We start from the raw sequence: 24198 nt of genomic DNA on the forward strand, positions 1-24198 counted from the left end.
GCCAAGCCGCCGCGCGGCTTGCTCCGGTGGTTCGCACCGCGCGCCGGATCCGCGCGGGCCGATGCGCCGCCGCGCCGCTCGACCGAGGACATCGATTCCCTGGCCAAGCGCATCATCCTGCCTTCCCTGCCCGTCTCGGACGAGGAAATGGCCCGCGCCACCCACCAGGACCGCGGCATGCAGCTCGCCCGGCAGGAGGCGTGGGGCACCCTGTCGGAAAAGATCCGGTACGCCGACCATACCCGCCTCGCCACCCCGGGAGGCGAAAGCGCTTCGCTGCTGCTGGCCGCCGGGGCGCGCAGCGATATCGTCGCCGCCGCCGAGGATGCCCTGCATGACGGCCAGCCCCCCGCGCCCGAGGCGATCGAGGCGCTGGAGGAGGCGCTCGACGAGATGCCCGGCGACTACCCCACCGCCCTCGTCGTGGCGCTGGCGCATATCGACATTGCCTGGGCCTGGCGCAACATCGCCGCCCGCGACGACCCGGCCACCGCCGCCCGCGCCATCGCCGGTCACATCGCCAGTGCCGAAGTCATACTGGAACCTTACGACGGCGCTGCCATCGACGCGCCCTCGGTCGCCGCCGCCCGCTGCGCGCTCATCGCCGCCTGCGACAAGCGCGGCCGCCGCGTGGCCGAGGAGTACGAGGCGCTGATCGCGCTCGACGCTGACGGCCACCGCCACATCCGTGCGCTCGGCCGCCACATACTGCCGCCCTATGCCGGCGGGGTGAACGCGCTCGAGGTCGTCGCCCGCCGCCTCGCCGCCCGAAGCCAGGACACCTGGGGCGCCGGGGCCTACACCTGGGCCTATCTCGACGCCCTGGCGCTCGAGCCGCGCGCGCTCGACCTGCTGGAGCCCGGTTTCTTCGTCGAAGGGCTGCGCGACATCCTCGCCCGCAAGGACGACCAGCACATCATCAACCTGCTTGCCGCCTTCTGCGCCATCGCCATGGCCCCCGGCGCGGGCAACCGGGTGCTCTCGCCCCATGCCGACCGCACGAGGGCCGAGATCCACGATTGCGTCGACTGGATCCTCGAACGTCACCTTCAGGAATTGCATCCGCTCATATGGTCCCAGACCCTGCTCATGCCGGGCCATGCGCCGCTTCTGCCGTCGCGCCGCGCGCTGATCGCCAAGGGCCGCCAGACCGCCCTGCGCATCATCGCCGCGCGCTTCGCGGGCCACATCGCCGACGGCTCCTCGCTCGCCTTCTCGCGTCAGGGCATGTACCGCCTGCCCGCGCTTTGAGCCACAAAGCGCCCGTGCGGAACAAGGCCGAAGCCCGCCGTCGGAAAATGACGTCCGCTTCGTCCGGTCGGTCATTCATCTCTACCGCAGCGAATGTCCGGTGCGAGCCCAGTCGACCGATATTCTGCGATGCAACGAATGGCGGCAATTAGATGGGACCAAGAACGTTCATCAATCACCTTCCGCAAGACGTGCCACGTCATTGCCAAGGGTAACAACGTGGGCTTCAATTTGAATTGTTGTAGAAAAATTGTGAAGCGGGGCAAGTTCACCTTGCTTGCAAAAGGGCATTTGAGACCGATATGCGAGCGGAATTCCCATGGCAAACTTAATTGACGATTTTCTGAACGCGCTTGCGAGTGAAATGCCACGGTGCGATGCAGAGCGTCTTGGCGCGGAGCGCTATGGCTCGCCTCGTCTTTCGGCATTCGAGTTGCTTGGCACCAAAGAAACCACTCTTAGCTATGTAATTTCTGATCTTCTCGATCCTCGAGGCACGCACGGTCAGGGCACACTTTTCCTGAACGCAATGCTGCGCGCAATTAAGCAACCGGAGGTTCATGTGCGAGATGCAATCCGTGTTCAGCGCGAATTCCTGACGAAGCACAAGCGGCGGATAGACATTTTGATTGAGACTCCCAACTCTTTGATTGGGATCGAGAACAAGCCTTTTGCAGGACAGGGGGAAAGTCAGCTAATCGACTATCACACCGATCTGGTTGAGCGGGCTGGTGATCGTCGTACACCTTGCCTCGTGTTCCTTTCCGATAGTGATCCAGAGACGGCAAAAAATCACACAAACATTTTACGCTTTTACGACTGGGGTGAAGATCTTCCTTCGCTGTCCGGCATGTTGAGAGAAGTTGACGGCGAGATCCGTTCGACCCGCAGCCGGGCGTTCGTAAAAGATTTTCACGATTGGATTGCGCGACATTTAGGAGGAGAAGAAATGACGGACGAACTCGAACCCTATGCTGAGGAAGTGCTCGCGCGCCTCAAGCGACGTAGAGATCGGAAGGCCATCGGAGCAGTAATGCTGGCAAGTGATAGTATTAGGTGCGAAGTTATTGACGAGATCGGACAACATTTCTGGACTATTTTGAGGAAGACATACCCTGATCTTGAAAGGGAAGAAGGCGAGCTGTCCGTATCGATTGATGTGGATAAGGATTCGTGGGCTATGCGAGACCCTTCATGGCCGAAAAACTGTGTCCTCGCGATAGAAGCACAGAAAAAAGGGGCTTGCGACGTCATATACGGGATACAAGCGCTCAAGCCCGGAACCCCAGAGGCAGAACGAGAGCCGAATTATGTTTGCCATGATCGCGAGGGCTTTGAGGAAGGGCTGCAAGATTTAGCCAATGGTTCAAGTAGCAATTGGTGGCCATGGTATCAGAGCGCTCCAACGTCAGCCTGGTCGCAGGAGTTCATCGCGCGTCTCCTGATCGAGACCAATGGCGAAATTGTGGAACATGACGATGTGAAGAAAATGACAGCCGACATGATACGTCTTGCTGAGATCATCCATACGTCGGACTGTTGACCTGTCCAAAACAGCAATTTGTTAAACGATCCACTGAATCGGACATTGTTGCTTATTGAAGAGATTTCCGCTCCGTCCGCATTTCGGCCATTCATCTTTACTGCAGCGAATGACTAGTTCGAGCCCTTGTGCGACATCTGTATCGAGCCCCCAGCCGGTTAACAGCCGCGCAGCGGCCCGGCCATCGTCAGCCCCTCCCTCGGGCTGGCAATTTGGCGAGGCTGGGCACAACGACCCTTCTGAGGATGTGTTTTGCAGGCATAAAGTGCTTCCGAATTGCCGTCGGATCGCCACCGCAGGGGCTGACGCTCGCCTCCGTCAGGCGTCCCCCTCCGCCTCCCCCACGACCACATGATCCACCGGGATATTCGGCTGCGGATAATCCGCCTTCGTCCCACGCCGGACGAAAACCGAGGCATGCACCCGCGCGCCCTCGGGAATGTGCCGGTACTCGCAGAGCGGCAGGTAAAACCCCAGGAACGTCTTGCGCCGGCTCAGGCTGTAGCGCGTCTTGTAGAAGGGCAGGAACTCCACCACCCTCCAGATCCCCTTCATCGACACGTTATGCGGCGCCAGCGGGTCCGGTCCCACGTACCGCCCCTCATCATCTTCGCCCAGAACCAGCCGCCGCACAGTGCCCTCCTTGAACCGCACCCCCAGCGGGCGCAGCTCGTCGATCATCCAGGCCAGCGGAAATTTCGCCAATTGACTGCGCTTCTCCGGATAGCCTCCCCCCACGTCGCCATGCACGCCGGAAAACCATACCTCGTCCACGTCCTGCGGCGCGATCTTGCTCTCGTCGCGGGGCCGGACCGCGCCGCCCCAGTATTCACCGCCCTCCGGCCAGGGCGTCGGCAGGTACATCGTGCGCCGCTCGTCGATCGCCAGCGCGTGGCGCACCGACCGCACCGACGGGTTCTCGGACACATGCGCGTGATTGCGAATGCGCGGCAACCGCGCGCTCCACTCGATCACCGATCCCACAGTATCGAACAGGCCCAGCGCCCGGATCGCGGGCCGCCGCGGCCGCAACATCCGCTCGAACAGGCGCACCTCGGCAAAAGGGTTGCGCTCGGGCTCGCGCGCGTCGGTCACGTCCCGCCCCGTCGCCTGACCGATATTCTTGTAGGCCCGGTAAGCGTAATTCAGAAGGTTCAGGTTGCGCGCCTCGATCAGCCCCAGCGCATGGATGAACCCCGCCAGCACCCGCGCCGTATAGGCCCCCCGGCTGAACCCGATGATGTAGATACGGTCCGGCGCCTCGTCGGCCACGTTCTCGCGTGTGCCGTCATCGTAATTCTCGACGAGAAAGCGATACGCCTCCTTCACGTTGGCATCCAGCCCCCAGCCGGTGATCAGCCCCCAGACCTCCACCGCCCTGCGCCAGAAGGACAACCAGGCGTTCTCGGCCCCGAAAGTTCCCACCCCGGGGTCGTAGAACACCAGCTGCTCCTCGTCCTTCTTCAGACAGCCATAAAGCCGCAGGATATTGGTCCGGTTTCGCGCGATCTCGTTCGACGTTCCGTCACACAGCAGGATGATGTTCTTCGGCATGGCAAAGGCCTTTCTCGAAATGACGTATCGCCGGAAAAGCCGGCACAACCTGAAAGCAATGCCACCACCTTAACTCTCAACCAATCCGGTGCCAAGCGCGCCGCCCGCGACAGTCCCGTCAGTGCGGCCCACTCAGCAGCCCGGCGGCCCGGGCGCGGACATCCGATGGCGTCGTCCCGGTCCAGCGGCGGAACGCGCGGCTGAAATGCGCCGCGTCGCTGTAACCCAGCCGCTGCGCGATATCGGTCACACGCTCGAAGGGATCGAGCACGTCTGGTACCATATCCTCAAGGTCGACCCCGACGCCCGTATCGTCGACCTGCTGCTCAAGTTCTCGGCCAACCAGCGCATCCTTCTGCGCCGGCACCACGCCGATTACAGCATCCTCATCCTGCAGGGAGAGCTGCATCTCTATGACGCGGACGGCACCCTGACCGAGATCCGCCCCACCCTCAGCTTCGTCGAGAAACCGGCCGGCGGCCCCCCGCACAGCGAAGGCGGCGGCGACATCGACTGCATCGCCTGGTTCAGCAATCGCGGCAGCGACGGCGTGATCTACGAAATCCTCGGACCCGACCTCGAAACCGTCGCCACCCTCGGCCTGCCCGATTTCCACGCCCTCTGGCAGGCCCAGGTGCCACCCGTGCAGCCGTCGCATCCCGAATAACGCGCCGTTCCCCGCCGCGGGCATCGGTGCAGACGCCCTTGCCCGCGCGCCCGCTCTGGCCTAGAACCGCGCTGATACCTTGAACGGAGCGCGCAACCCATGCTGGACCTGACCTATGAGACCCCGAAACCCAAGGTGATCGCCGGGGCGAAACAGGACTGGGAACTCGTCATCGGGATGGAGGTCCACGCGCAGGTGGCCTCGAACGCCAAGCTCTTCTCCGGCGCCTCCACCAAGTTCGGCGCCGAGCCCAATTCCAACGTCGCCTTCGTCGACGCCGCCATGCCCGGCATGCTGCCCGTGATCAACGAATTCTGCGTCGAACAGGCGGTGCGCACGGGCCTCGGCCTCAAGGCGCAGATCAACCTCAAATCCGCCTTCGACCGCAAGAACTACTTCTACCCCGACCTGCCGCAGGGCTACCAGATTTCCCAGCTTTACGAGCCGCTGGTGGGCGAGGGCGAAATCCTCGTGGACATGGAGCCCGGCATCGCCCGCCTCGTGCGGATCGAACGCATCCACATGGAACAGGACGCGGGCAAGTCGATTCACGACATGGACCCCGCCATGTCCTTCGTCGACCTCAACCGCACCGGCGTGTGCCTCATGGAGATCGTCAGCCGCCCCGATATCCGCGGCCCCGAGGAGGCCGCCGCCTATGTGGGCAAGCTGCGCCAGATCCTGCGCTACCTGGGGACCTGCGACGGCAACATGCAGAACGGCAACTTGAGGGCGGACGTCAACGTCTCCATCTGCCAGCCCGGCGCCTACGAGAAATACCGTGAAACGGGGGATTTCTCGCACCTGGGCACCCGCTGCGAGATCAAGAACATGAACTCCATGCGCTTCATCCAGATGGCCATCGAGTACGAGGCGCGCCGCCAGATCGCCATCGTCGAGGGTGGCGGCAACGTCGATCAGGAAACCCGCCTCTACGACCCGGACAAGAACGAAACCCGCTCGATGCGCTCCAAGGAAGAGGCGCATGATTACCGCTACTTCCCCGACCCGGACCTCCTGCCGCTGGAGATCGAACAGGGCTGGATCGACGACATCGCCGCGTCCCTGCCCGAACTGCCGGACGAGAAAAAGTCCCGCTTCGTCAAGGATTTCGGTCTTTCCGAATATGACGCCAACGTCCTGACCGCCGAGCACGAAAACGCCGCCTTCTTCGAGGAAGCCGCCGCGGGCCGCGACGGCAAGCTGACCGCCAACTGGGTCATCAACGAACTTTTCGGCCGCCTGAAGAAGGACGGCCACGACATCACCGACAGCCCCGTTTCCCCCGCGCAACTGGGCGGCATCGTCGATCTCATCGCCTCCGACGCCATCTCCGGCAAGATCGCCAAGGACTTGTTCGAGATCGTCTATACCGAGGGCGGCGACCCCGCCCAGATCGTCGAAGAGCGCGGCATGAAACAGGTCACCGACACCGGCGCCATCGAAACGGCGGTGGACCAGATAATTGCCGACAACCCCGCGCAGGTCGAAAAGGCCAAGCAAAATCCCAAGCTCGCCGGCTGGTTCGTCGGCCAGGTGATGAAGGCCACGGGCGGCAAGGCCAACCCCAAGGCCGTCAACGATATCGTCGCCCAAAAACTCGGCCTCTGACGCCCGAGAATTTTCGTACGAAAATTCTCAAGCCCAGAAAATTCGCACGAATTTTCTGGGCCCGCCACCACATCACCGCAAGCTCGCGCCCGAGACATTCCGATAAAGCCGTCGGTCACCATGTGCTTTTCTGTGAACGAATGCCACGAAGCTTTCCTCGCCAAGGGCCTCGCCTCCGATAGCTGACCCTAGCCGCGGCGCCGCAACCCCATCCCGCGTCCCGCCGCCTCGGGGCGCGGCAGATTTGCATGGGCCTCGGCCACCTTGCGCAACCGCGACAAAAGCTCATCCGGCATCGGCACCACCTTGGGTCCCGACTGATCGACATGCAGCGCGATCCCCTCGCCCGTGGCCACCAGCGCGCCATCCTCGCGCATCAGTTCCTGAAAGCTGTGAAACCGCTTCTCGTCATGGTCGAGAATGCGAAACGAAGCCTGCACCCGGTCGCCCAGCTTCAACTCGCGCAGATAGCGGACATGGAACTCCGCCGTATAGGTGGTGCAACCGCTGGCGGCCCGATAGTCCGGCCCGAAACCGATCTCGGCATAGGCCTCATCCGCGGCGCGGTCGAACAGAACGGTGTAATAGCCCATGTTCATATGCCCGTTATAATCGATCCAATCCGCCTCGACGGTCTGGAAACTGGACAGGAAAGGTGCAGGTTCGCTCATGCACCCCGCATATCACGCGGGCGGCGGGCATGACCACGCTTTACGCGCCCACCAGACCAATTTATACCAGTTACACCGAAATTGGTCTGGTCCGATGAGCACACACGCCGAAGACACCGCCCCCGAACTGCGCCTCGCCCACCCGGTCGGCGCCACCGTGCAGATCGTCGTCGACACGCTCTTCGCGCGCATCAAGTCCGAGGAATATCCCCGCGACACCCGCCTGCCCTCGGAACGCACGCTGGCCGCCGAACTGGGTGTGGCGCGCAACACCGTGCGCGAGGCGCTCGACGTGCTCGAAGGCCAGGACGTCATCCGCCGCCGCCCCGGCGCCGGCAGCTTCGTCACCTACCGCTCCATGCCCCAGTCCGCCCCCTCGCCCGATTCCGTCGCCAGCGAGACCAGCCCCCTCGACCATCTCGTGGTGCGCGGCATCCTCGAGCCGGAGATCGTCCGCCTGGCGGTCGTGAACATGACCCCGCGGATGCTCACCGCGCTGTCGGAAACCCTGTCGCGGATCGAGACGGTGACCACCGATGTCGACGCCTTCATCGCGCTCGAAGAACAGCTCTACATGCAGATCGCCGAAGGCACGGGCAACGCCCTTCTGGCATCGTGCTACCGGCTCGCGCGCGACACCTACCACGAAAGCTATCGCACCCGCCTGCGCCGCCGCGCCCTCACGCCGCGTCGGATGCAGGAGTACCAGAAACGCTACAACACCCTCTACAACGCCATCGCCTCGCGCGACGTGGGCCAGGCGGTGGAGTTCATCAAGCTGCACCTCGTCGAGGAACAGAAACTGCTTCTGCAAGACGATTGACGCGTCTTCCCCCCGGTTAATGCAGGGCCAAGACTTTTCAAAAAAGTCTTGGCAAAAGTCTTCAAAAGACTTTTGCGCCGCACGCCCTGTTCACACCCTGGGGACGCAACAACGCACCGACGCAATACAGTCGGACATACCGACGCGATACCGATGCGGATATCGGCTTATCCCAAACATTTACCTTTGAGTCGCGTCTTCGTCCTGCACCACTCGCGCCCCCAGCGCCAGCACCCGGTCATAAGACAACCGCTGCTGCCACATCTGCCCCAGGTCCCGCATCTCGGCCCGCAGCAGATCCTCGTGCCGCCGCAGCCATCCCGGCACGGACCCGAACCCCACGACCCGGGCCCGCCCCTCCTCGATCCGCACCACCGGCCAGTCCCCCACCAACGCGTTGTCGATCCCGAACACCTCCGCACCCCACCACTCGGCGGGGCCAAAGGCGTGGGTCACCTCGCCCAGCTGTTTCATCGCCGCCAGCACGCTGGCCGGCGCCACACTGTCGGCCTTCTCGACGGCGGCATGCCAGATATCCAGGATCGCCGCGTACTCCCAGCTCACGGCCGTCCAGCTGTCGGGATAAAGCGCGTTGTATTCTTCGTAAAACGCATTCGGCTGATTGAAGAAGAACGCCTTTTCGCTCAGCGCCGGATCGTCGAAATCGGGAAACTGGAACACCAGCCCCTCCATGAACTCTGCCCCCAGCCGCTCGACCAGCCGGTCGTAGTGATCGCAGGTGCAAGACAGGATTTGTCCTTTGAACCCATGGGCATGGGCGCATTCCGTCAACGCGTGCACCATCGGCGTATAACTCGTGCACCAACACAGGATGTCCGGCTTTGCGGCCAGCATCGGCCCCACCACGTTCTCCGCCGGAGCACCCTCGGCGTGGTACTGCACCTCGTGCACGATCTCGATGCCCGCCGCCTTGAACGCCGCGCGGTACGTGGCCAGCGACGGCAGGCCCATCCCGTCCTGCTGCGCACACAGCGCCACGGTCCGCAGTTCGGGTCGTGCCCGCGTCAGCCACTCCACCCCCGTGACGACGTAAACCGGGTGCACCTCCGACGGCGCGATCAGATAGGGCGCATCCGGCGACAGGTCCGACGGCAGCAGGGTCGAGGTCAGGATCCGCTTGTCCATCAGGCTCTGGCCCACGGCGCGATACGCGTCTCCGCCCAGCATCATCATCAGCTTGATGTCATGCTCGCGCAGCAGCGCCTGCGCCCCCTCGCGCGCCGCGTCAACACTTTCTCCACTGTCATATGCGTGAATGCGGATCGGATAACGCCGCCCCCCGATCAGAACGCCGCCGGCGGTGTTCAGCCACCGCTCCCAGATTCGGCAGCCTTGCAATCCGGGCAACCCCCAGCTTTCCGCCTGCCCCGACAACGGCGCCAGAAACCCGATATCCACCGTCCGCGCCATGCCCACCGACAGGCGCGGCATCACCCCCGAAAGGGCCAATCTCTGAGCAAAACTTGAAGTTTCCGCAGCCACCGCGCGCTCCCTTAAGGAATCCTTGACAGACTGGTCCAGTCTTTGGCTTAGTAAAAGGAACCAAAAGAACCAAAGTCAATAATTGGTTCACACCAATCTAGGGAGATACGAAAAAATGGCCAAGAAAAGAGTTGCCGTAATCGGCGCAGGACCGTCCGGGCTGGCGCAATTGCGCGCGTTCCAGTCCGCCGCCGACAAGGACGCCGAGATCCCCGAGGTCGTGTGCTACGAAAAGCAAAGCGACTGGGGCGGCCTGTGGAACTACACCTGGCGCACCGGCGTCGCCGAGGATGGCGAACCCTGCCACGGCTCCATGTACCGCTACCTGTGGTCCAACGGCCCCAAGGAGGGTCTGGAATTCGCCGACTACACGTTTGACGAACATTTCGGCAAGGAAATCGCCAGCTACCCGCCCCGGGCCGTTCTGTTCGACTATATCGAAGGCCGCGTGAAAAAGGCCGGCGTGCGCGACTGGATCCGTTTCAACAACGTGGTCCGCGACGTGCGCTACGACGACAAGACCGAGAAATTCACGGTGACCGCCCGCGACTCGAAGACCGACACCGAATCCACGGAGGATTACGATCACGTCATCGTCGCCACCGGCCACTTCTCCACCCCGAACGTGCCGCATTACCCCGGTTTCGACACGTTCAACGGCCGCATCCTGCACGCGCACGATTTCCGCGACGCGCGCGAGTTCGAGGGCAAGGACATCCTGATCATGGGCGCGTCCTACTCGGCCGAGGATATCGGCTCGCAATGCTGGAAATACGGCGCCAACTCGATCACCTCGTGCTATCGCTCGGGCCCCATGGGCTATGGCTGGCCCGACAACTGGGACGAGGTTCCCGCCCTGGAAAAGGTCGACGGCAAGACCGCCCATTTCTCCGACGGCCACACCCGCGAGGTGGACGCCATCATCCTGTGCACCGGCTACAAGCACCACTTCCCGTTCCTGCCCGACGACCTGCGCCTCAAGACGGCGAACCGCCTGGCCTCCGACGACCTCTACAAGGGCGTCGTCTGGATCAACAATCCCAGGATGTTCTACCTCGGCATGCAGGATCAGTGGTTCACCTTCAACATGTTCGACGCCCAGGCCTGGTGGGTCCGCGACTGCATCATGGGCCGCATCGCCCTGCCCGATACCGCCACGATGGAAGCCGACTGGAAAAAGCGCCAGGCTGACGAGGACGCGCTCGAGGACGATTACGCCTGCATCCGCTACCAGGGCGACTATACCGAGGAGCTGATGTCCGAAACCGACTATCCCGGCTTCGATGTCGAGATGGCCTGCCAGCAGTTCTATGCCTGGAAGAAGCACAAGAAGAAGGACATCATGACCTTCCGCGACCACGGCTATGTCTCGCCCATGACGAACAAGCAGGCGCCCGCGCACCACACCTCGTGGAAAGAGGCGTTGGACGACAGCCTGGAAAGCTACCTGCAAACCAACTGACCGGAATCGTTTCCGTCAGTCCGAAACATGCATCGCTTTTTGCGTTTGGAAAGGCAGCGAAAAACGGTTCGATGGTTCCCGGAAACGCTCTGATTGCGCGCCGGCCCGCCACACCGCGGGCCGGCGCGATCTGCGCCACAACTTTTCCTCTGGCCGGAAATATCCCGGAGAGCGCGAGAGGCAGCGCCTCTCGCCCCGGTCGACGCGGGCGCAGGCCGCGGCGAAACCGCTCTACCCCGCCTTCACCGCAGCCCCCAGCCGTGCCGCCCGCCGCCCCGGCTCGTCGCGCCCGATCGAGCGGCACAGCACGATCACCGGCAACAGTCCGAACGCCACCAGCACCAGCGACGGCACCGCCGCCTCGTGCAGCCGCTCGTCGGCGGCCAGCCGGTGCGCCTGCACCGCCAGCGTCTGAAAGTTGAACGGATGCAGGATCAGCGTCGCCGGCAATTCCTTCATCACGTCCACGAACACGATCAACAGCGCCGTCAGCACCGAGGACCGCGCCACCGGCAGATGCACCCGCATGAGCAGCTTCGGCCCCGACTGCCCCAGCGACCGCCCGATGGCATCGAAATGCCCCGGCACCGTCGCCATGCCACTGTCATAGGCATTCAATGCGGCGGCCATGAACCGCGTCATATAGGCCAGCACCATCAACCAGATCGACCCGGTGATCAGCAGGCCTGTGTCGATGCCGAAATTGGCTTCCATCACCCGGTCGATCAGGTTGTCGAGCGCGGCCATCGGCACCATCAGGCCCACCGCGATGACGCCCCCCGGCACCGCGTATCCCAGCCCCGCGCCCACCACCAGCGCCTTGCTGCCCTTTGTGGGCCGCGTCCGGGCGCGGAACCCGATCAGGATCGCGCCCATCACCGTCAGGACCGCCGCCACCGAGGCCAGCATCACCGAGTTCTGCATGAAGCCGATATAGCGCGACGCGAACAGGTTCTGTCCCGAGCCCACGGCCATCGTCCCCAGCATGATCACCGGCACGATGAAGCCCAGCAACACCGGCACGAGACAGATCAGTGCCGCTATCCACCCCGCGCCGCCGGTCAGCCGCGGCTTCTCCAGGGTGTCGAATCGCGCCCCGCGTCCCGCCGTCTGGGCGCGCCCCCGCTGCGCCCGTTCCAGCCCGGCCACCAGCAGCGCGAACATCAGCAGGCACAGCGACAATTGCGCCGCCGCAGGCCTGTCACCAAGGCTGAACCACGCCTGGTAGATCCCGGTGGCGAAGGTCTGCACGTTGAAGAAGGCCACCGTGCCGTAATCCGCGATCGTCTCCATCACCGCCAGCAGCGCACCGCCCGCAATGGCCGGCCGCGCCATGGGCAATGCTACGCGCCAGAAGGCCTTCATTGGCGAGCGCCCCAAAGTACGCGCCACCAGAAACGCGTTCGACGATTGCTGCCGGAACGAGGCCCGCGCCAGCAGGTAGACATATGGATAAAGCACGATGATCAGCATCAGCGCGGCCCCGCCCAGGCTCCGGATCTCGGGAAACCAGTAATCGCGCGGCCCCCATCCCGTCACATCACGCAGAAGCGTCTGCACCGGCCCGGGATGATCCAGCAGATAGGTATAGGCATAGGCCAGCACATAGGCCGGAAAGGCCAGCGGCAGCGCCAGCGCGATCTCCAGCCAGCGATGCCCCGGAAAGCGATAGACCGTCACCAGCCACGCGGTGACCGACCCGATCACGGCCGTCGATACCCCCACCACGACCACCAGGATCAGTGTCGTTATCGTATAACGCGGCAGAACGCTGGACAGAACGTTGCGCCACGTATCCAGGTCGCCGGTAAATGCCGCCAGCGCCGACGCGGCAATCGGCGCCACGCACAATGCGACGACGATCCAGGCCATGCGATGCAACAGGCTTTCCGACATCCGGCGGGTCCCTTGTGGAAATGACCGCCCTTCGCTGCCACATCCGGCCACGACTTGCCAGCAAAAACCTGACCAAAACGGTTTGCCCGGCCAGGGTCCAGTGGGCCGGACGGGGCCGTCAGCGCCCCGCCATCCCGGGCCCGGCCCGGGATCTCCCGTCTACGGCGGACGCAGCCTCACTTCGTCAGGATCAACTTGCCCGCCCGCGTGATTCGCAAGGTGTAGACCTTGCCATCCAGCGTGATATGCGCGGTCGATTGCCCGCGCGTAAGCTCGCGTGCATCATGCAGGGTCTCGCCCGTATCGCTTGCCGGTACGAGCTGCGGCATTTCCTTTGTCTGCGCCCGGATCATGCCCCGGCCTCCCCGGCGGCGGAGTGAAGCAGCCGTTCCAGCATCAGGTCAAGACACAGACCGCTCGTCATCGCGGCCTCCAGAAGGTGAAAGGATCGGGCGTCCGGCAACATTCCGTGCCGCGGGTCTCGGCCAGCCTGTTCGGGGTGAGGCATCACATGCATGATCGCGCTCCATTGGTTGCGATTTTAAGTGGATGGCTGACCTAGCTGGCTGGCTTGCCTAATTTCTGATTGAATTAGTCAGAAATGTCAACGGGCGGATTTCAGCCAGCCGCACCGCCGATGCTGCCGCGCGGAATCGCGGTCGCATTCAGGATCGCAAAGCATGTCATTCCGGGGGCGATCCGCAGTTCGGTCGCCGCACGCTGCGTGATGCGTGCAAGAAACACGTCCCGGCCCGCCCGCAACTGCACTGCCACTCCGGGGCCCATCCCCCGATGCAGCGCCACCACTTCGACCGGCAGCACGTTGTGCGACGACAGCCCCTCAGGTGCTGCCCGCGACAACAGCACGTCCTGTGCCAGCACCCGCAGCCGAATCGTGCTGCCTTCGGGCGCCGACACCCCGGGCAACAGCAATTCGCCCCCCGACAGGGTCAGCCGGCTCAGCCCGTCCGCGCCCTGTTCCGCCACCTGCGCGGGCAGGATCGCACCCGCCTCGCGCACGCCCACCAGCGGCAACGCCTTGGGGTCGCTCAGCACCGCCTCGGCCCGGCCCGACAAGACCACCTGCCCGCGTTGCATCACCACCAGTTCATCGGCCAGCCGCGCCACCTCGGCCAGGTTGTGCGAAACATACACGATCGGCACCTGCGCCACGTCGCGCAGCCGCTCCAGATAGGGAAAAATCTCGTCCTTGCGCGGCTCGTCCAGCGCCGCCAACGGTTCGTCCATCAGCAACAGCCGCGGCCGCGACAGCCAGGCCCGCGCCAGCGCCACCCGCTGCTTCTCGCCGCCCGACAGCGTGTTGGGCCGACGCTCCAGCAACGCCTCCAACCCCAGCAATTCCACGACGCGCCCCATCTCCGCCCTGTCGAGCCCGCCTTTCGCAAAGCGCGCACCATAGCCGATATTGGCGGCGACGGTCATGTGCGGAAACAACCGCCCATCCTGGAACACATAGCCGATCCGCCGCTGCGCCGCAGGCACATGCACGCCCCGGTCCGCGTCGAACACCACGCTGTCCCCCAGCGCGATCCGGCCACCGTCCGGCCGCAGCAATCCGGCTATGGCGTTGACCACACTCGACTTGCCGGCGCCCGAGGGACCGAACAGCGCCGTCACCCCCGGCCCCGCCGCGAACGCCACGTCCAGGTCCAGCCCCGGAAACCTATGGCGGACCTCTACACCCAAACTCATCGCGGCGGTTCCTGCCCGATCCGCCGGGCCAGCCGCCGCGCAAGCCATTCAGACATCAGCACCGCGCCCAGTGCCACGATGATCGCAAGGATCACCAGCCGGACCGCGCTGTCCTCACCGCCCGGCACTTGCAGGAAGGCGTATATCGCCGACGGCAACGTCTGGGTTTCGCCCGGGATGTTCGCGACGAACGTGATGGTCGCGCCGAACTCGCCCATCGCCTTGGCGAATCCCAGCACCACGCCCGCCAGGATACCGGGCGCGATCAGCGGCAGCGTCACGGTGCGAAACCGGGCCGCCCGCCCCGCGCCCAGCGTCTCGGCCGCGTCCTCCAGTTTCGGGTCCACCGCCTCGATCGCCAGCCGGATCGCCCGCACCATCAGCGGAAAGCCCATGATCCCGGCCGCCAGGGCCGCCCCGGTCCAGCGAAAGGCCAGCACGATGCCCCAGTCCGCCAGCAACCGGCCCAGCACGCCGTTCATCCCGAACGTCAGAAGCAGCAGGTAGCCGGTGACCACCGGCGGCAGGACCAGCGGCAGATGCACCAGCGCGCTCAGCAACGCCTTGCCGGGAAACCGCTTGCGGGCCAGCACCCAGGCCACTGCGATGGCCGGCGGCAGACTGATCACCACCGCCCAGGCCGACACTTTCAGCGAGAGGGTCAGCGCAGCCCATTCGACTTCGCTGAGCCCCAGGCTCACGATGGATCCCCTGCGAGGGTAAATCCGCTGGCGACGAACGCTTTCCCGGCCTGCTCGGACTTCAGATGCGTCAGAATCGCCCGTGCCGCGTCGCTGTCGCGCCCTGCGACCAACGCGGCAGGATAGACGATCGGTTCGTGCAGCCCGGGGTCGATCCGGCTCAGGACCCGCACCCCCGGATCGGCCTCGGCATCACTGGCATAGACCACGCCCAGCGGCGCTTCGCCCCGCGACACCAGCGCCAGCGCGGCGCGGACATTCTCCGTCTCGGCAAGCTGCGGGCGCAGTGCTTCCCACAGGCCGGCCGCTTGCATCCACTGCCGCGCGTAAATCCCCGCCGGAACCGCCTCGGTATGGCCCACGGCCAGGCGCCCCCCGTCCAGCCGGTCCACCAGCCCCGCCGGGGTCAGGTCCTCCAGCGCCGGTGCCTCCCGCGGCCCAACCAGCACCAGTTGGTTGCCCAGAAGGTCCCCGCGCGTCGAATCCGCAAGCTGACCGCGCTCCTCCAGCCAGTCCATCCACGCCGCATTGGCCAGTATCACCAGGTCCGCCGGCGCGCCCTGCGCCACTTGCCGCGCCATCGCCCCCGACCCGCCATAGGAAATGCGCGCTTCCGTCCCCGACCCCTCCAGAGCAGCCTCCAACGCCCCGCGCAACGACGCGGCGGCAAAGATCGTCACCGGCCCCTCGGACCGGGCAGGCAAGCTGGTGGCGATCGCCGCGCAAATGATTGTCAAAAGGCCAAAAATCCGTATCATGGCGCGAGTATCTTGTACTTCAGAAGGTGACACAAGACCTGCCCTGCCGCATGGCGCACCCGCCGCCTTCGGCCCCGACACCACAGCCGGTTCGATTTCCACCCGGCATCATGGAAATTTCATATCAATCTGCGACAATCTTGTTTATACTACGTATATACACGCCGAGCTGAACAGGATCGCAGGGAACAAACCCGGATGAGCTTGCAGGGCAAGGACCAGTATCCTCTCACGCTTGCGATCACCGACAAGCGCGACGTGCGCAGCCAGTTCGGCGCGCTCTGCTACCGCATGAAAGGCGGCAAGCCTCAGGTGCTGATGATCACGTCGCGGCGCACCGGGCGCTGGATCATTCCCAAGGGCTGGCCGATGGAAGGCAAGACACCCGGCCAGAGCGCCCTGCGCGAAGCCTGGGAAGAGGCCGGTGTCCGCGGCAAGGTCACCGGCACGTGCCTTGCGCTGTTCTCCTATTCCAAGGGCGTGGGCGTGTCCGACAGGTTGCCCTGCGTCGTCATGGTCTACCCCGTCAAGGTCGATGCCCTGGCCGACGAGTTCCCCGAAGCGGGCCAGCGCAAGCGCCGGTGGATGAGCCTCAGGAAGGCGGCCAAGCGCGTTGGCGAGCCCGAGCTTGCGCACCTTCTGAAAACCTTCGACCCGCGCCGGCTCTGATCACGCCAATCCCCCGTTCTGCTTGATTTTTCCCGCATTGCGCCTATCTATGGCGGTGGTTTCAATTCGGAGCAGCCCGGTGATAAAGTTCACCCTCAAATGCAATCAGGACCACCAGTTCGAAAGCTGGTTCCAGTCGACCGAGGCGTTCGACAAGCTCGACGCTGCCGGCATGGTCTCCTGCGCCGTCTGCGGCACGACATCCGTGACCAAGGCGCTTATGGCCCCCAGCGTCCGCGCCAGCCGCGAAACCCGTCCCGATCGCGCCGCGCCCGCCAGCGGCCAGCCGCGCCTCGCGGCGCCATCCGATCCGCGTGCCCGCGCCATCGCGGCGCTCAAGAAACAGGTCGAGGCGAATTCCGAATATGTCGGCCTCGAATTCGCGGCCCAGGCCCGCGACATGCATGACGGCCTGACGCCTGGACGCGCCATCCACGGCGAGGCGAAACCCGACGAGGCCCGAAAGCTGATCGAGGACGGCGTGCCGGTGCTGCCTCTGCCCTTCGTGCCGGGGCGCAAATCGAATTGACATCCCGCCCCGGGATGGAACACCTGAAGTGAGCGTTTTCGCAATCCACAAGGGGGACATCCCATGCATGTCGTGATCACTGGCGCCAACCGCGGCATCGGCGCCGCCCTCGCCAAAGGCTATGCCGCCCGCGGCGACACGGTCACGGGCACCTCCCGCGATCCGGAGGCGGACCATACCCTCGACGTCACCGATCCGGCCAGCCATCGCGGCTTTGCCGCCCGGCTTGACGGCACGCCGGTGGACCTGCTTGTCTGCAATGCCGGCGTCTATCTCGACAAGGGCGAGAACCTGCCCGACGGCTACCCGGCCAAGATGTGGGCCGACAGTTTTTCCGCCAACGTGACCGGCGTGTTCCTGACGGTGCAGACCCTCCTGCCATGCCTGCAAGCCGCCGGGACGGGCAAAATCGCCATAATCTCCAGCCAGATGGCCAGCCACGAACGCGCTCCCGGCGGCAGCTATATCTACCGCGCCTCCAAGGCCGCCGCGCTGAATCTCGGGCGCAACCTCGCCAGGGATCTCGCCCCGCTGGGAGTTGCGGTCGGCATCTACCATCCCGGCTGGGTGCGCACCGACATGGGCGGCGACAGCGCCGATATCTCGGTGGGCGAGGCCGCCGCAGGCCTGATGGACCGCTTCGATGCGCTTGATCTGGACACCACCGGCTGTTTCAAAACCTGGGACGGCCAAGACCACCCGTTCTGAGCCGCGCGATTTTCTTCGCCGAAGAAAATGGCACAGAAAATTCGTACGAATTTTCTGTGCAACGCCCGGCCCACGCTCGGCTCTTGCCCTTCTCCGCGCACCCGCGTAAAGCACCTGCGATCTGACCCAAGGACGCAGCCATGCCCCTGCTCGTGATGAAATTCGGCGGCACTTCGGTGGCCAATATCGACCGCATCCGCCGGGCGGCAAAACGCGTCGGCGTCGAGGTGGCCAAGGGCTATGACGTGATCGTCATCGTCTCGGCCATGGCCGGGCGCACCAACGAACTTGTCGGCTGGGTCGACGAGATCTCGCCGCTTTACGATGCCCGCGAATACGATGCCGTCGTCAGTTCGGGCGAGGCCGTGACCGCCGGCCTCATGGCGCTGACCTTGCAGGAAATGGACATCCCGGCGCGCAGCTGGCAGGGCTGGCAAGTGCCGCTAAGAACGAACTCGTCCCACTCCGCCGCCCGGATCGAGGAAATCCCGACCGACAATATCAACGCCAAGTTCGGCGAAGGCATGCAGGTCGCCGTGGTCGCCGGATTCCAGGGCGTCAGTCCCGAGGGCCGGATCACCACGCTGGGCCGGGGCGGCTCGGATACCACGGCGGTGGCCTTCGCCGCCGCCTTCGGGGCCGAGCGCTGCGACATCTATACGGATGTCGACGGTGTCTACACCACCGACCCGCGCATCACCGACAAGGCGCGCAAGCTCGACCGCATCGCCTTCGAGGAAATGCTGGAACTGGCCTCGCTCGGGGCCAAGGTTTTGCAGACCCGCTCGGTCGAGCTGGCGATGCGCTACAACGTGCGCTTGCGCGTGCTATCAAGTTTCGAGGAACAATCGGACGACGCAGGAACCCTGGTCTGCGCCGAGGAGGACATCATGGAATCAAACGTGGTCAACGGCATCGCCTACTCCCGCGACGAGGCGAAGATGACCCTCATCTCGGTGGCTGACCGCCCCGGCATCGCCGCCGCAATCTTCGGGCCCCTGTCGGATGCCGGCGTCAACGTGGACATGATCATCCAGAACATTTCCGAGGAAGGCCGCACCGACATGACCTTCTCGTGCCCCACCAACCAGGTGGCCCGCGCCGAAAAGGCGCTTCAGGGCGCCAAGGAACGGGGCGAGGTCAACTATCACGACCTCGTCGCCGACACCAACGTGGCCAAGGTTTCGGCCGTGGGCATCGGCATGCGCAGCCAGTCGGGCGTCGCCGCCAGGATGTTCCAGACGCTGCGCGACGAAGGGATCAACATCAAGGTCATCTCGACCTCCGAGATCAAGATCTCGGTGCTGATCGACCGCAAGTACATGGAACTGGCCGTGCAATCGCTGCACGACGCGTTCGAACTGCACAAGACCACCTGACGCCCGCTTCGCGCACGACCGCCGACGGCGCCCGCCCGGTGCCTCGTCAAAAAGCGCAACCCAGGCATGTACTGCTCTAATTTCAGCAATCCATACGTGATGCCGAACATTGTTCTTTCACATCGACCGACACCTGTGATTTAAACGGTCCGGCTCCATGCCAGCCCCGGCTGAACTGAAAGGCTTCCGAACGCCATGTCACCTTCCGGCGATCAGATCGAGACGGACAGCCGCCAGATGCTCTCGCGCCTGCGGGCGCTCATGGCCGAAGATGCGGCCGGCCAGGCCCGGCTCGACGCGATCACCACGCTCATCGCCGAGGAGATGCGCACCGAGGTATGCTCGATCTACCTCTTCCGCGACGAGAATACCCTAGAGCTCTGCGCCACCGAGGGTCTCAAGCGCGCCGCCGTCCACCAGACCCGCATGAAACTGGGCGAAGGCCTGGTGGGCCGCGTGGCCCGCACCGGCAAGGTCGTTAACACCGACAACGCGCCCGCCGCACACGGCTTTCGCTACATGCCCGAAACCGGCGAAGAGGCCTATTGCTCGTTCATGGGCGTGCCGATCCAGCGGCTTGGCGAAACCCTGGGCGTGCTGGTGGTCCAGTCCAAGCAGGCCCGCGAATACTCGGACGAGGAGCTTTATGCGGTCGAGGTCGTCGCCATGGTCATCGCCGAGATGGCCGAGCTGGGCGCCTTCGTCGGCGAGGGCGCGGCGATGTCGGCCCGTCACCAGCAGCCGGTGCTCTTCCGCGGCGGCATCGCGCAGGAAGGCGCGGCGCAGGGCCATGTCTGGCTGCACGAGCCGCGCGTCGTGGTCACCAACCCCATCGCCGAAGACCCCAACCGCGAACTGGAACGGCTCGAAGAGGCCGTGGACGCGTTGCGCGTGGGCGTCGACCGCATGCTGTCGACCGCGGCCACCGGCGACAAGGACCAGTTGCAGGTGCTCGAAGCCTACCGCATGTTCGCCAACTCCAAGGGCTGGATGAAGCGGATGGAAGAGGACATCGCCCGCGGCCTCTCGGCCGAGGCGGCGGTGGAAAAGGAACAATCCACCACCCGTGCCCGGATGACCCAGGTCACCGACCCCTACCTGCGCGACCGGCTCCACGACCTCGACGACCTCAGCAACCGCCTGTTGCGCATCCTCACCGGCCAAGGCTCGGAAACCGGCGCCGAAATGCCCGACGACCCGATCCTGATCGCCCGCAATATCGGCCCCGGCGAACTCCTGGACTATGGCCGCAAACTGCGCGGCATCGTCCTCGAGGAAGGTTCGGTCGGCTCCCACGCCGCCATCGTCGCCCGGGCGCTCGCCATCCCGCTCGTAATCCACGCCAGCCGCATCACCAACGAGGCGCTGAACGGCGATTTCGTCATGGTCGACGGCGACCAGGGCATCGTCCACCTGCGCCCGGACGACAACGTCGTCACCGCCTTCCGCGACAAGATGGCGATGCAGGCGCAGGCACAGGAACGCTACGCCTCGATTCGTGACAAGCCCGCCGAGACACTCTGCGGAACCCGCCTGTCGCTGCAAATGAACGCCGGTCTCATGGCCGATCTGCCCAGCCTCGAAGGCTCCGGCGCCGAGGGCGTGGGCCTTTTCCGGACCGAGCTTCAGTTCCTCGTCCGCGCCCACATGCCCCGCCGGTCGGAACTGAGCGAGCTTTACGCCCACGTGATGGACGCCGCGAAAGGCAAGCGCGTCTGCTTCCGCACGCTCGACATCGGTTCCGACAAGGTCCTGCCCTACATGAAGGTTGTGGACGAGCCCAACCCCGCGCTCGGATGGCGCGCGGTGCGCGTGGCGCTCGACAAGCCCGGCGTGATGCGGATGCAGCTTCAGGCGCTCGTCCGCGCCGCCAAGGGGCGGCCGTTGTCGGTGATGTTCCCCTTCGTCGCCCAGCGCGAGGAGTTTTCCGCCGCCAATGCCGAGATGAACAAGGCACTGGACCGCGAGCGTATCCTCGGCCACCCCCTGCCTTCCGAGATCGAGGTCGGCGCCATGCTGGAAACGCCGTCGCTGGCCTTCGCGCCGGACTCCTTCTACAAGGAGGTCGATTTCCTTTCGATCGGCGGCAACGACCTCAAGCAGTTCTTTTTCGCCGCCGACCGCGAGAACGAGCTGGTGAGGCGGCGTTACGACACGCTCAATGTCAGCTTCCTCAGCTTCATCGAATCCATCGTGAAACGCTGCGAGGCGCACGACACGCCGCTCAGTTTCTGCGGCGAGGATGCCGGCCGCCCGGTCGAGGCCGCCTGCCTTGCCGCCATCGGCCTGCGCAGCCTGTCGATGCGTCCGGCCTCCATCGGACCGGTGAAATCCATCCTGCGCCGCATCGACCTTGGCGAGCTTTACGCGGTGATCGACGCCGTGCGCAACGCGGGCGACCAATCCGTGCGCCCGGCGGTGATGGATTATCTCAAGGGCAAGCTCTGAACCCCAGAAAATTCGTACGAATTTTCTCGGGCCCGGGCCCGGCCGCGGCGTTCAGGCACGCTTGACGGTCGGAAGCTCCACCAGCGCGCGGAAATCCTCCAGCAGTTCGGCATGATCGCGGTCGGCTTCAATGGCCAGCCGGCGCAGACCGAAATGCACATGCGCCATTTGCTGGTAATAGCTGGTGAACGCGTAATTCGTGGCCGCGCCCGCCGCGGCACCGAGCACGGGCACCGTCTGCGCCGCCAGCTTCTGGCCCAGCACCGTGGCCAGACGCGGCGCGACCCGCGCCACCAGCGCCTGCACCGCCTTGCCGGTCACTGCCACCCGCGTGCTGAGAAACGCAAGATCGCTGCCATCGTCATGGTCCAGCGGGCCGGCCGCGGCAAAGACCTTGATGCAGTCGTATTGCACGCCCGGCTCGTCCGGGTCGAAGCCGTATTCCGCTGCAACGTCCTGGATCGCGCGCAACAGGACCGTCGTGGTAACCGGAAGCTCTGCAAGCGCCGTGGGCAGCCCACCCGCACCGCCCGCGGCGCCCATCGCCGTGGTCATCGCGCGGCTCAGCCAGCCGGGACTGTCCGGAAAATATCCCCGCGACCGGTGCGCGGTGTCCATTGCCATGCGCAGCGCCCGCTCGGTGCTGTCGTCCAGCCGCGAGCGCACCGGCGCCGGCAGGCGCGACAACAGCCCTTCGGCCTGTCCGCCGACCATGTTCAGCAACTGGATGCCGACGTTCCCGGCCCGCCTGTGCCGCAGGGCCAATGCCTTCAGGCGCGCCTCCACCGCGGTCGCATCGATCGCCGCCGGCAGGATCTCGGAGTAGGTTTTCTTACCCATGGTCAAAAGATCGGGCACCGGGGCCGTTTTTTCAAGCGTCGCGCAAGACTTTGCCGGCAATCCCGTCCCAGGCGCCGGGGGTCAGCGCGAGGCCCAGGACCCGCTCCGGGTTGGTGGGCGGCGGCATCTTCACCTTGTCGAGCCGGGCAAAGCCGAACCGCGCGTAATAGGGCGCATCGCCCACCAGCATCGCCCGGTCCCAGCCGGCCTCCTGCCCGATCTTCAGCGCCTCGCGAATAAGGTACCCGCCCAGCCCCTCGCCCTGCCGCGTCGGGTGCACCGCGATGGGCCCCACCAGCAACGCGCGCACCTTGCCGATCCGCACCGGCCAGACCCGGATCGCACCGGCCAGGATGCCGTCTGCATCCCGCGCGACCTGACACAGCGCCGCCACCGGTGCCACGCCCTCGCGCAGCCGGTAGGACGACAGCGCCTCGCGCCCGGGCGCAAAGCACAGGTCATAAAGCGCCTCGACATCCCACCAATCCTCGCGTCTTTCCGGAGCCAGGTCGTACACAGGCGCTTTATCCTTCGAAAAACAGGTGGATCGTCGCCTAGCACGCAGGTAGGCCTATGTCCAAACGCAATCGCAACCTGCCCCGAAAGACGCCCATGTTCTACCGCCCCGAAAACGGCCACGGCCTGCCGCACAACCCGTTCAACGCCATCGTGGCACCCCGCCCCATCGGCTGGATTTCCACCCGCGGCAGCGACGGGTCGGAAAACCTCGCGCCCTATTCGTTCTTCAACGCCGTGGCCTACGTGCCGCCGCAGGTCATGTTCGCCTCCACCTCGGCCAAACCCGACCGTGGCGATACCAAGGACAGTGTGGCCAATATCCGCGACACCGGCGTGTTTTGCGTGAACATCGTGGAATACGCCATGCGCGACGTGATGAACCGGACCTCCGGCCCCTGGCCCATGGACACCGACGAATTCACCGACGCCGGAATCGAGCGTGTGGCCTGCGAATCCATCCCCTGCTCCCGCGTGGCCGCCGCCCCTGCCGCGCTGGAGTGCAAGCTGACGCAAATCGTCGACCTGCCGGGCGAGGCCAACAAGGTGGTGTTCGGAGAGGTCACGGGCGTCTACATGCGCGACGATTGCCTGAAGGACGGCATCTTCGACGTGCTCAGCTTCAACCCGCTGGCGCGGATGGGCTACAAGGATTACACCGTGGTGCGCGAGAGATTCGCCATCGCGCGTCCCGGCGAAAGCTGAGCCGCATCGCTGCCCCCCGGGGTGGCGAGACTACAACCGCTCAGGAGCACTTTATCTTTGCCAAGTCCGTATGAGCTTAGATCGGCGAAACACGGGCAAACCAATCGCCGCCCCCTTGGTGGGCAGCGATGGCGCGGCGGCCTTCGGCCTTGAGTCCGCGCTCAGGTCGAGAACGCGGGCGCCGTCCCGCGCTTGACCCGGGACGGTGATGACAAGGAGATCCCGGATCAAGTCCGGGATTGCGTAGGGTG

The 24198-nt window shown here is 64.8% G+C and carries 24 protein-coding genes; 12 read left to right on the forward strand and 12 right to left on the reverse strand.

Annotation, left to right across the window (positions count from 1 at the left end):
• The first annotated feature begins 18 nt into the window (after window positions 1-18).
• Window positions 19-1251: a hypothetical protein gene (locus RBB31_RS18440; protein WP_306130727.1), complete on the forward strand. Its 1233-nt coding sequence runs from the start codon at window positions 19-21 to the stop codon at window positions 1249-1251.
• A gap of 319 nt (window positions 1252-1570) precedes the next feature.
• On the forward strand, window positions 1571-2794 hold the full coding sequence (locus RBB31_RS18445; RefSeq protein ID WP_306130728.1) for a PD-(D/E)XK nuclease family protein: 1224 nt from the start codon (window positions 1571-1573) through the stop codon (window positions 2792-2794).
• Between the two features lie 318 nt (window positions 2795-3112).
• Here the strand turns inward: RBB31_RS18445 and RBB31_RS18450 are convergent, their stop codons facing one another.
• Window positions 3113-4348: a DUF2235 domain-containing protein gene (locus tag RBB31_RS18450; protein WP_306130729.1), complete on the reverse strand. Its 1236-nt coding sequence runs from the start codon at window positions 4346-4348 to the stop codon at window positions 3113-3115.
• Between the two features lie 118 nt (window positions 4349-4466).
• Window positions 4467-4631, reverse strand: coding sequence for a helix-turn-helix domain-containing protein (locus RBB31_RS20615; RefSeq protein ID WP_371931347.1), 165 nt, complete (start codon window positions 4629-4631; stop codon window positions 4467-4469).
• On the opposite strand from RBB31_RS20615, the gene RBB31_RS18455 reads away from it, so the two are divergent.
• Both RBB31_RS18455 and gatB read left to right on the forward strand, forming a co-directional pair.
• Window positions 4554-5015 (forward strand): hypothetical protein, encoded by a 462-nt coding sequence (locus RBB31_RS18455; protein ID WP_306130730.1) that lies wholly within the window; start codon window positions 4554-4556, stop codon window positions 5013-5015. The genes RBB31_RS20615 and RBB31_RS18455 overlap by 78 nt on opposite strands.
• Window positions 5016-5114: 99 nt before the next feature.
• A complete protein-coding gene (gatB, locus tag RBB31_RS18460) occupies window positions 5115-6626 on the forward strand; it encodes an Asp-tRNA(Asn)/Glu-tRNA(Gln) amidotransferase subunit GatB (protein WP_306130731.1) in 1512 nt (503 codons plus the stop codon).
• A 188-nt stretch (window positions 6627-6814) separates the two neighbouring features.
• Here gatB and RBB31_RS18465 read toward each other — a convergent pair whose 3' ends face one another.
• Window positions 6815-7297, reverse strand: a complete 483-nt coding sequence (locus RBB31_RS18465; protein WP_306130732.1) for a thioesterase family protein — start codon at window positions 7295-7297, stop codon at window positions 6815-6817.
• A gap of 94 nt (window positions 7298-7391) precedes the next feature.
• On the opposite strand from RBB31_RS18465, the gene RBB31_RS18470 reads away from it, so the two are divergent.
• Window positions 7392-8120: a FadR/GntR family transcriptional regulator gene (locus RBB31_RS18470; RefSeq protein ID WP_306130733.1), complete on the forward strand. Its 729-nt coding sequence runs from the start codon at window positions 7392-7394 to the stop codon at window positions 8118-8120.
• A gap of 180 nt (window positions 8121-8300) precedes the next feature.
• Here RBB31_RS18470 and RBB31_RS18475 read toward each other — a convergent pair whose 3' ends face one another.
• Entirely contained in the window at window positions 8301-9572 is a 1272-nt protein-coding gene (locus RBB31_RS18475) for an ABC transporter substrate-binding protein (protein WP_306130734.1), read from the reverse strand.
• 166 nt (window positions 9573-9738) lie between these two features.
• On the opposite strand from RBB31_RS18475, the gene RBB31_RS18480 reads away from it, so the two are divergent.
• On the forward strand, window positions 9739-11085 hold the full coding sequence (locus tag RBB31_RS18480; protein WP_306130735.1) for an NAD(P)/FAD-dependent oxidoreductase: 1347 nt from the start codon (window positions 9739-9741) through the stop codon (window positions 11083-11085).
• Window positions 11086-11316: 231 nt separating this feature from the next.
• Here the strand turns inward: RBB31_RS18480 and RBB31_RS18485 are convergent, their stop codons facing one another.
• From RBB31_RS18485 to modA, 6 genes are all read right to left on the reverse strand, one after another.
• A complete protein-coding gene (locus RBB31_RS18485; protein ID WP_306130736.1) occupies window positions 11317-12981 on the reverse strand; it encodes an iron ABC transporter permease in 1665 nt (554 codons plus the stop codon).
• A gap of 176 nt (window positions 12982-13157) precedes the next feature.
• Entirely contained in the window at window positions 13158-13310 is a 153-nt protein-coding gene (locus tag RBB31_RS18490) for a hemin uptake protein HemP (RefSeq protein ID WP_306130748.1), read from the reverse strand.
• A gap of 20 nt (window positions 13311-13330) precedes the next feature.
• Window positions 13331-13498: a hypothetical protein gene (locus RBB31_RS18495; protein ID WP_306130737.1), complete on the reverse strand. Its 168-nt coding sequence runs from the start codon at window positions 13496-13498 to the stop codon at window positions 13331-13333.
• Window positions 13499-13599: 101 nt separating this feature from the next.
• Window positions 13600-14694, reverse strand: coding sequence for a molybdenum ABC transporter ATP-binding protein (modC, locus tag RBB31_RS18500; RefSeq protein WP_306130738.1), 1095 nt, complete (start codon window positions 14692-14694; stop codon window positions 13600-13602).
• On the reverse strand, window positions 14691-15395 hold the full coding sequence (gene modB, locus RBB31_RS18505) for a molybdate ABC transporter permease subunit (RefSeq protein ID WP_371931346.1): 705 nt from the start codon (window positions 15393-15395) through the stop codon (window positions 14691-14693). The genes modC and modB overlap by 4 nt, the downstream gene beginning before the upstream one ends.
• On the reverse strand, window positions 15392-16153 hold the full coding sequence (modA, locus tag RBB31_RS18510; protein WP_306130739.1) for a molybdate ABC transporter substrate-binding protein: 762 nt from the start codon (window positions 16151-16153) through the stop codon (window positions 15392-15394). Before modA ends, modB begins: the two co-directional genes overlap by 4 nt.
• A gap of 198 nt (window positions 16154-16351) precedes the next feature.
• On the opposite strand from modA, the gene RBB31_RS18515 reads away from it, so the two are divergent.
• The 5 genes from RBB31_RS18515 (at window position 16352) to ptsP (ending at window position 21886) form a co-directional block, all read left to right on the forward strand.
• The gene (locus RBB31_RS18515) at window positions 16352-16822 is read left to right on the forward strand and encodes an NUDIX hydrolase (protein WP_306130740.1); all 471 of its coding nucleotides are present in this window, start codon (window positions 16352-16354) and stop codon (window positions 16820-16822) included.
• 79 nt (window positions 16823-16901) lie between these two features.
• Entirely contained in the window at window positions 16902-17351 is a 450-nt protein-coding gene (locus RBB31_RS18520; protein WP_306130741.1) for a DUF1178 family protein, read from the forward strand.
• 63 nt (window positions 17352-17414) lie between these two features.
• Complete coding sequence (locus tag RBB31_RS18525; protein WP_306130742.1) at window positions 17415-18059, forward strand: SDR family NAD(P)-dependent oxidoreductase; 645 nt, start codon at window positions 17415-17417, stop codon at window positions 18057-18059.
• 140 nt (window positions 18060-18199) lie between these two features.
• Window positions 18200-19438, forward strand: a complete 1239-nt coding sequence (locus RBB31_RS18530) for an aspartate kinase (protein WP_306130743.1) — start codon at window positions 18200-18202, stop codon at window positions 19436-19438.
• Between the two features lie 195 nt (window positions 19439-19633).
• Entirely contained in the window at window positions 19634-21886 is a 2253-nt protein-coding gene (gene ptsP / locus RBB31_RS18535) for a phosphoenolpyruvate--protein phosphotransferase (RefSeq protein ID WP_306130744.1), read from the forward strand.
• A gap of 51 nt (window positions 21887-21937) precedes the next feature.
• Here ptsP and RBB31_RS18540 read toward each other — a convergent pair whose 3' ends face one another.
• The gene (locus RBB31_RS18540) at window positions 21938-22726 is read right to left on the reverse strand and encodes an EcsC family protein (RefSeq protein WP_306130745.1); all 789 of its coding nucleotides are present in this window, start codon (window positions 22724-22726) and stop codon (window positions 21938-21940) included.
• A gap of 31 nt (window positions 22727-22757) precedes the next feature.
• Window positions 22758-23243, reverse strand: coding sequence for a GNAT family N-acetyltransferase (locus RBB31_RS18545; protein WP_306130746.1), 486 nt, complete (start codon window positions 23241-23243; stop codon window positions 22758-22760).
• A gap of 95 nt (window positions 23244-23338) precedes the next feature.
• Here RBB31_RS18545 and RBB31_RS18550 point away from each other — a divergent pair, with 95 nt between their 5' ends.
• Entirely contained in the window at window positions 23339-23947 is a 609-nt protein-coding gene (locus RBB31_RS18550; protein WP_306130750.1) for a flavin reductase family protein, read from the forward strand.
• Window positions 23948-24198 lie beyond the last annotated feature (251 nt).

The sequence above is a fragment of the Roseovarius sp. MMSF_3350 genome (genome assembly GCF_030733425.1).
Lineage (GTDB): Bacteria > Pseudomonadota > Alphaproteobacteria > Rhodobacterales > Rhodobacteraceae > Roseovarius.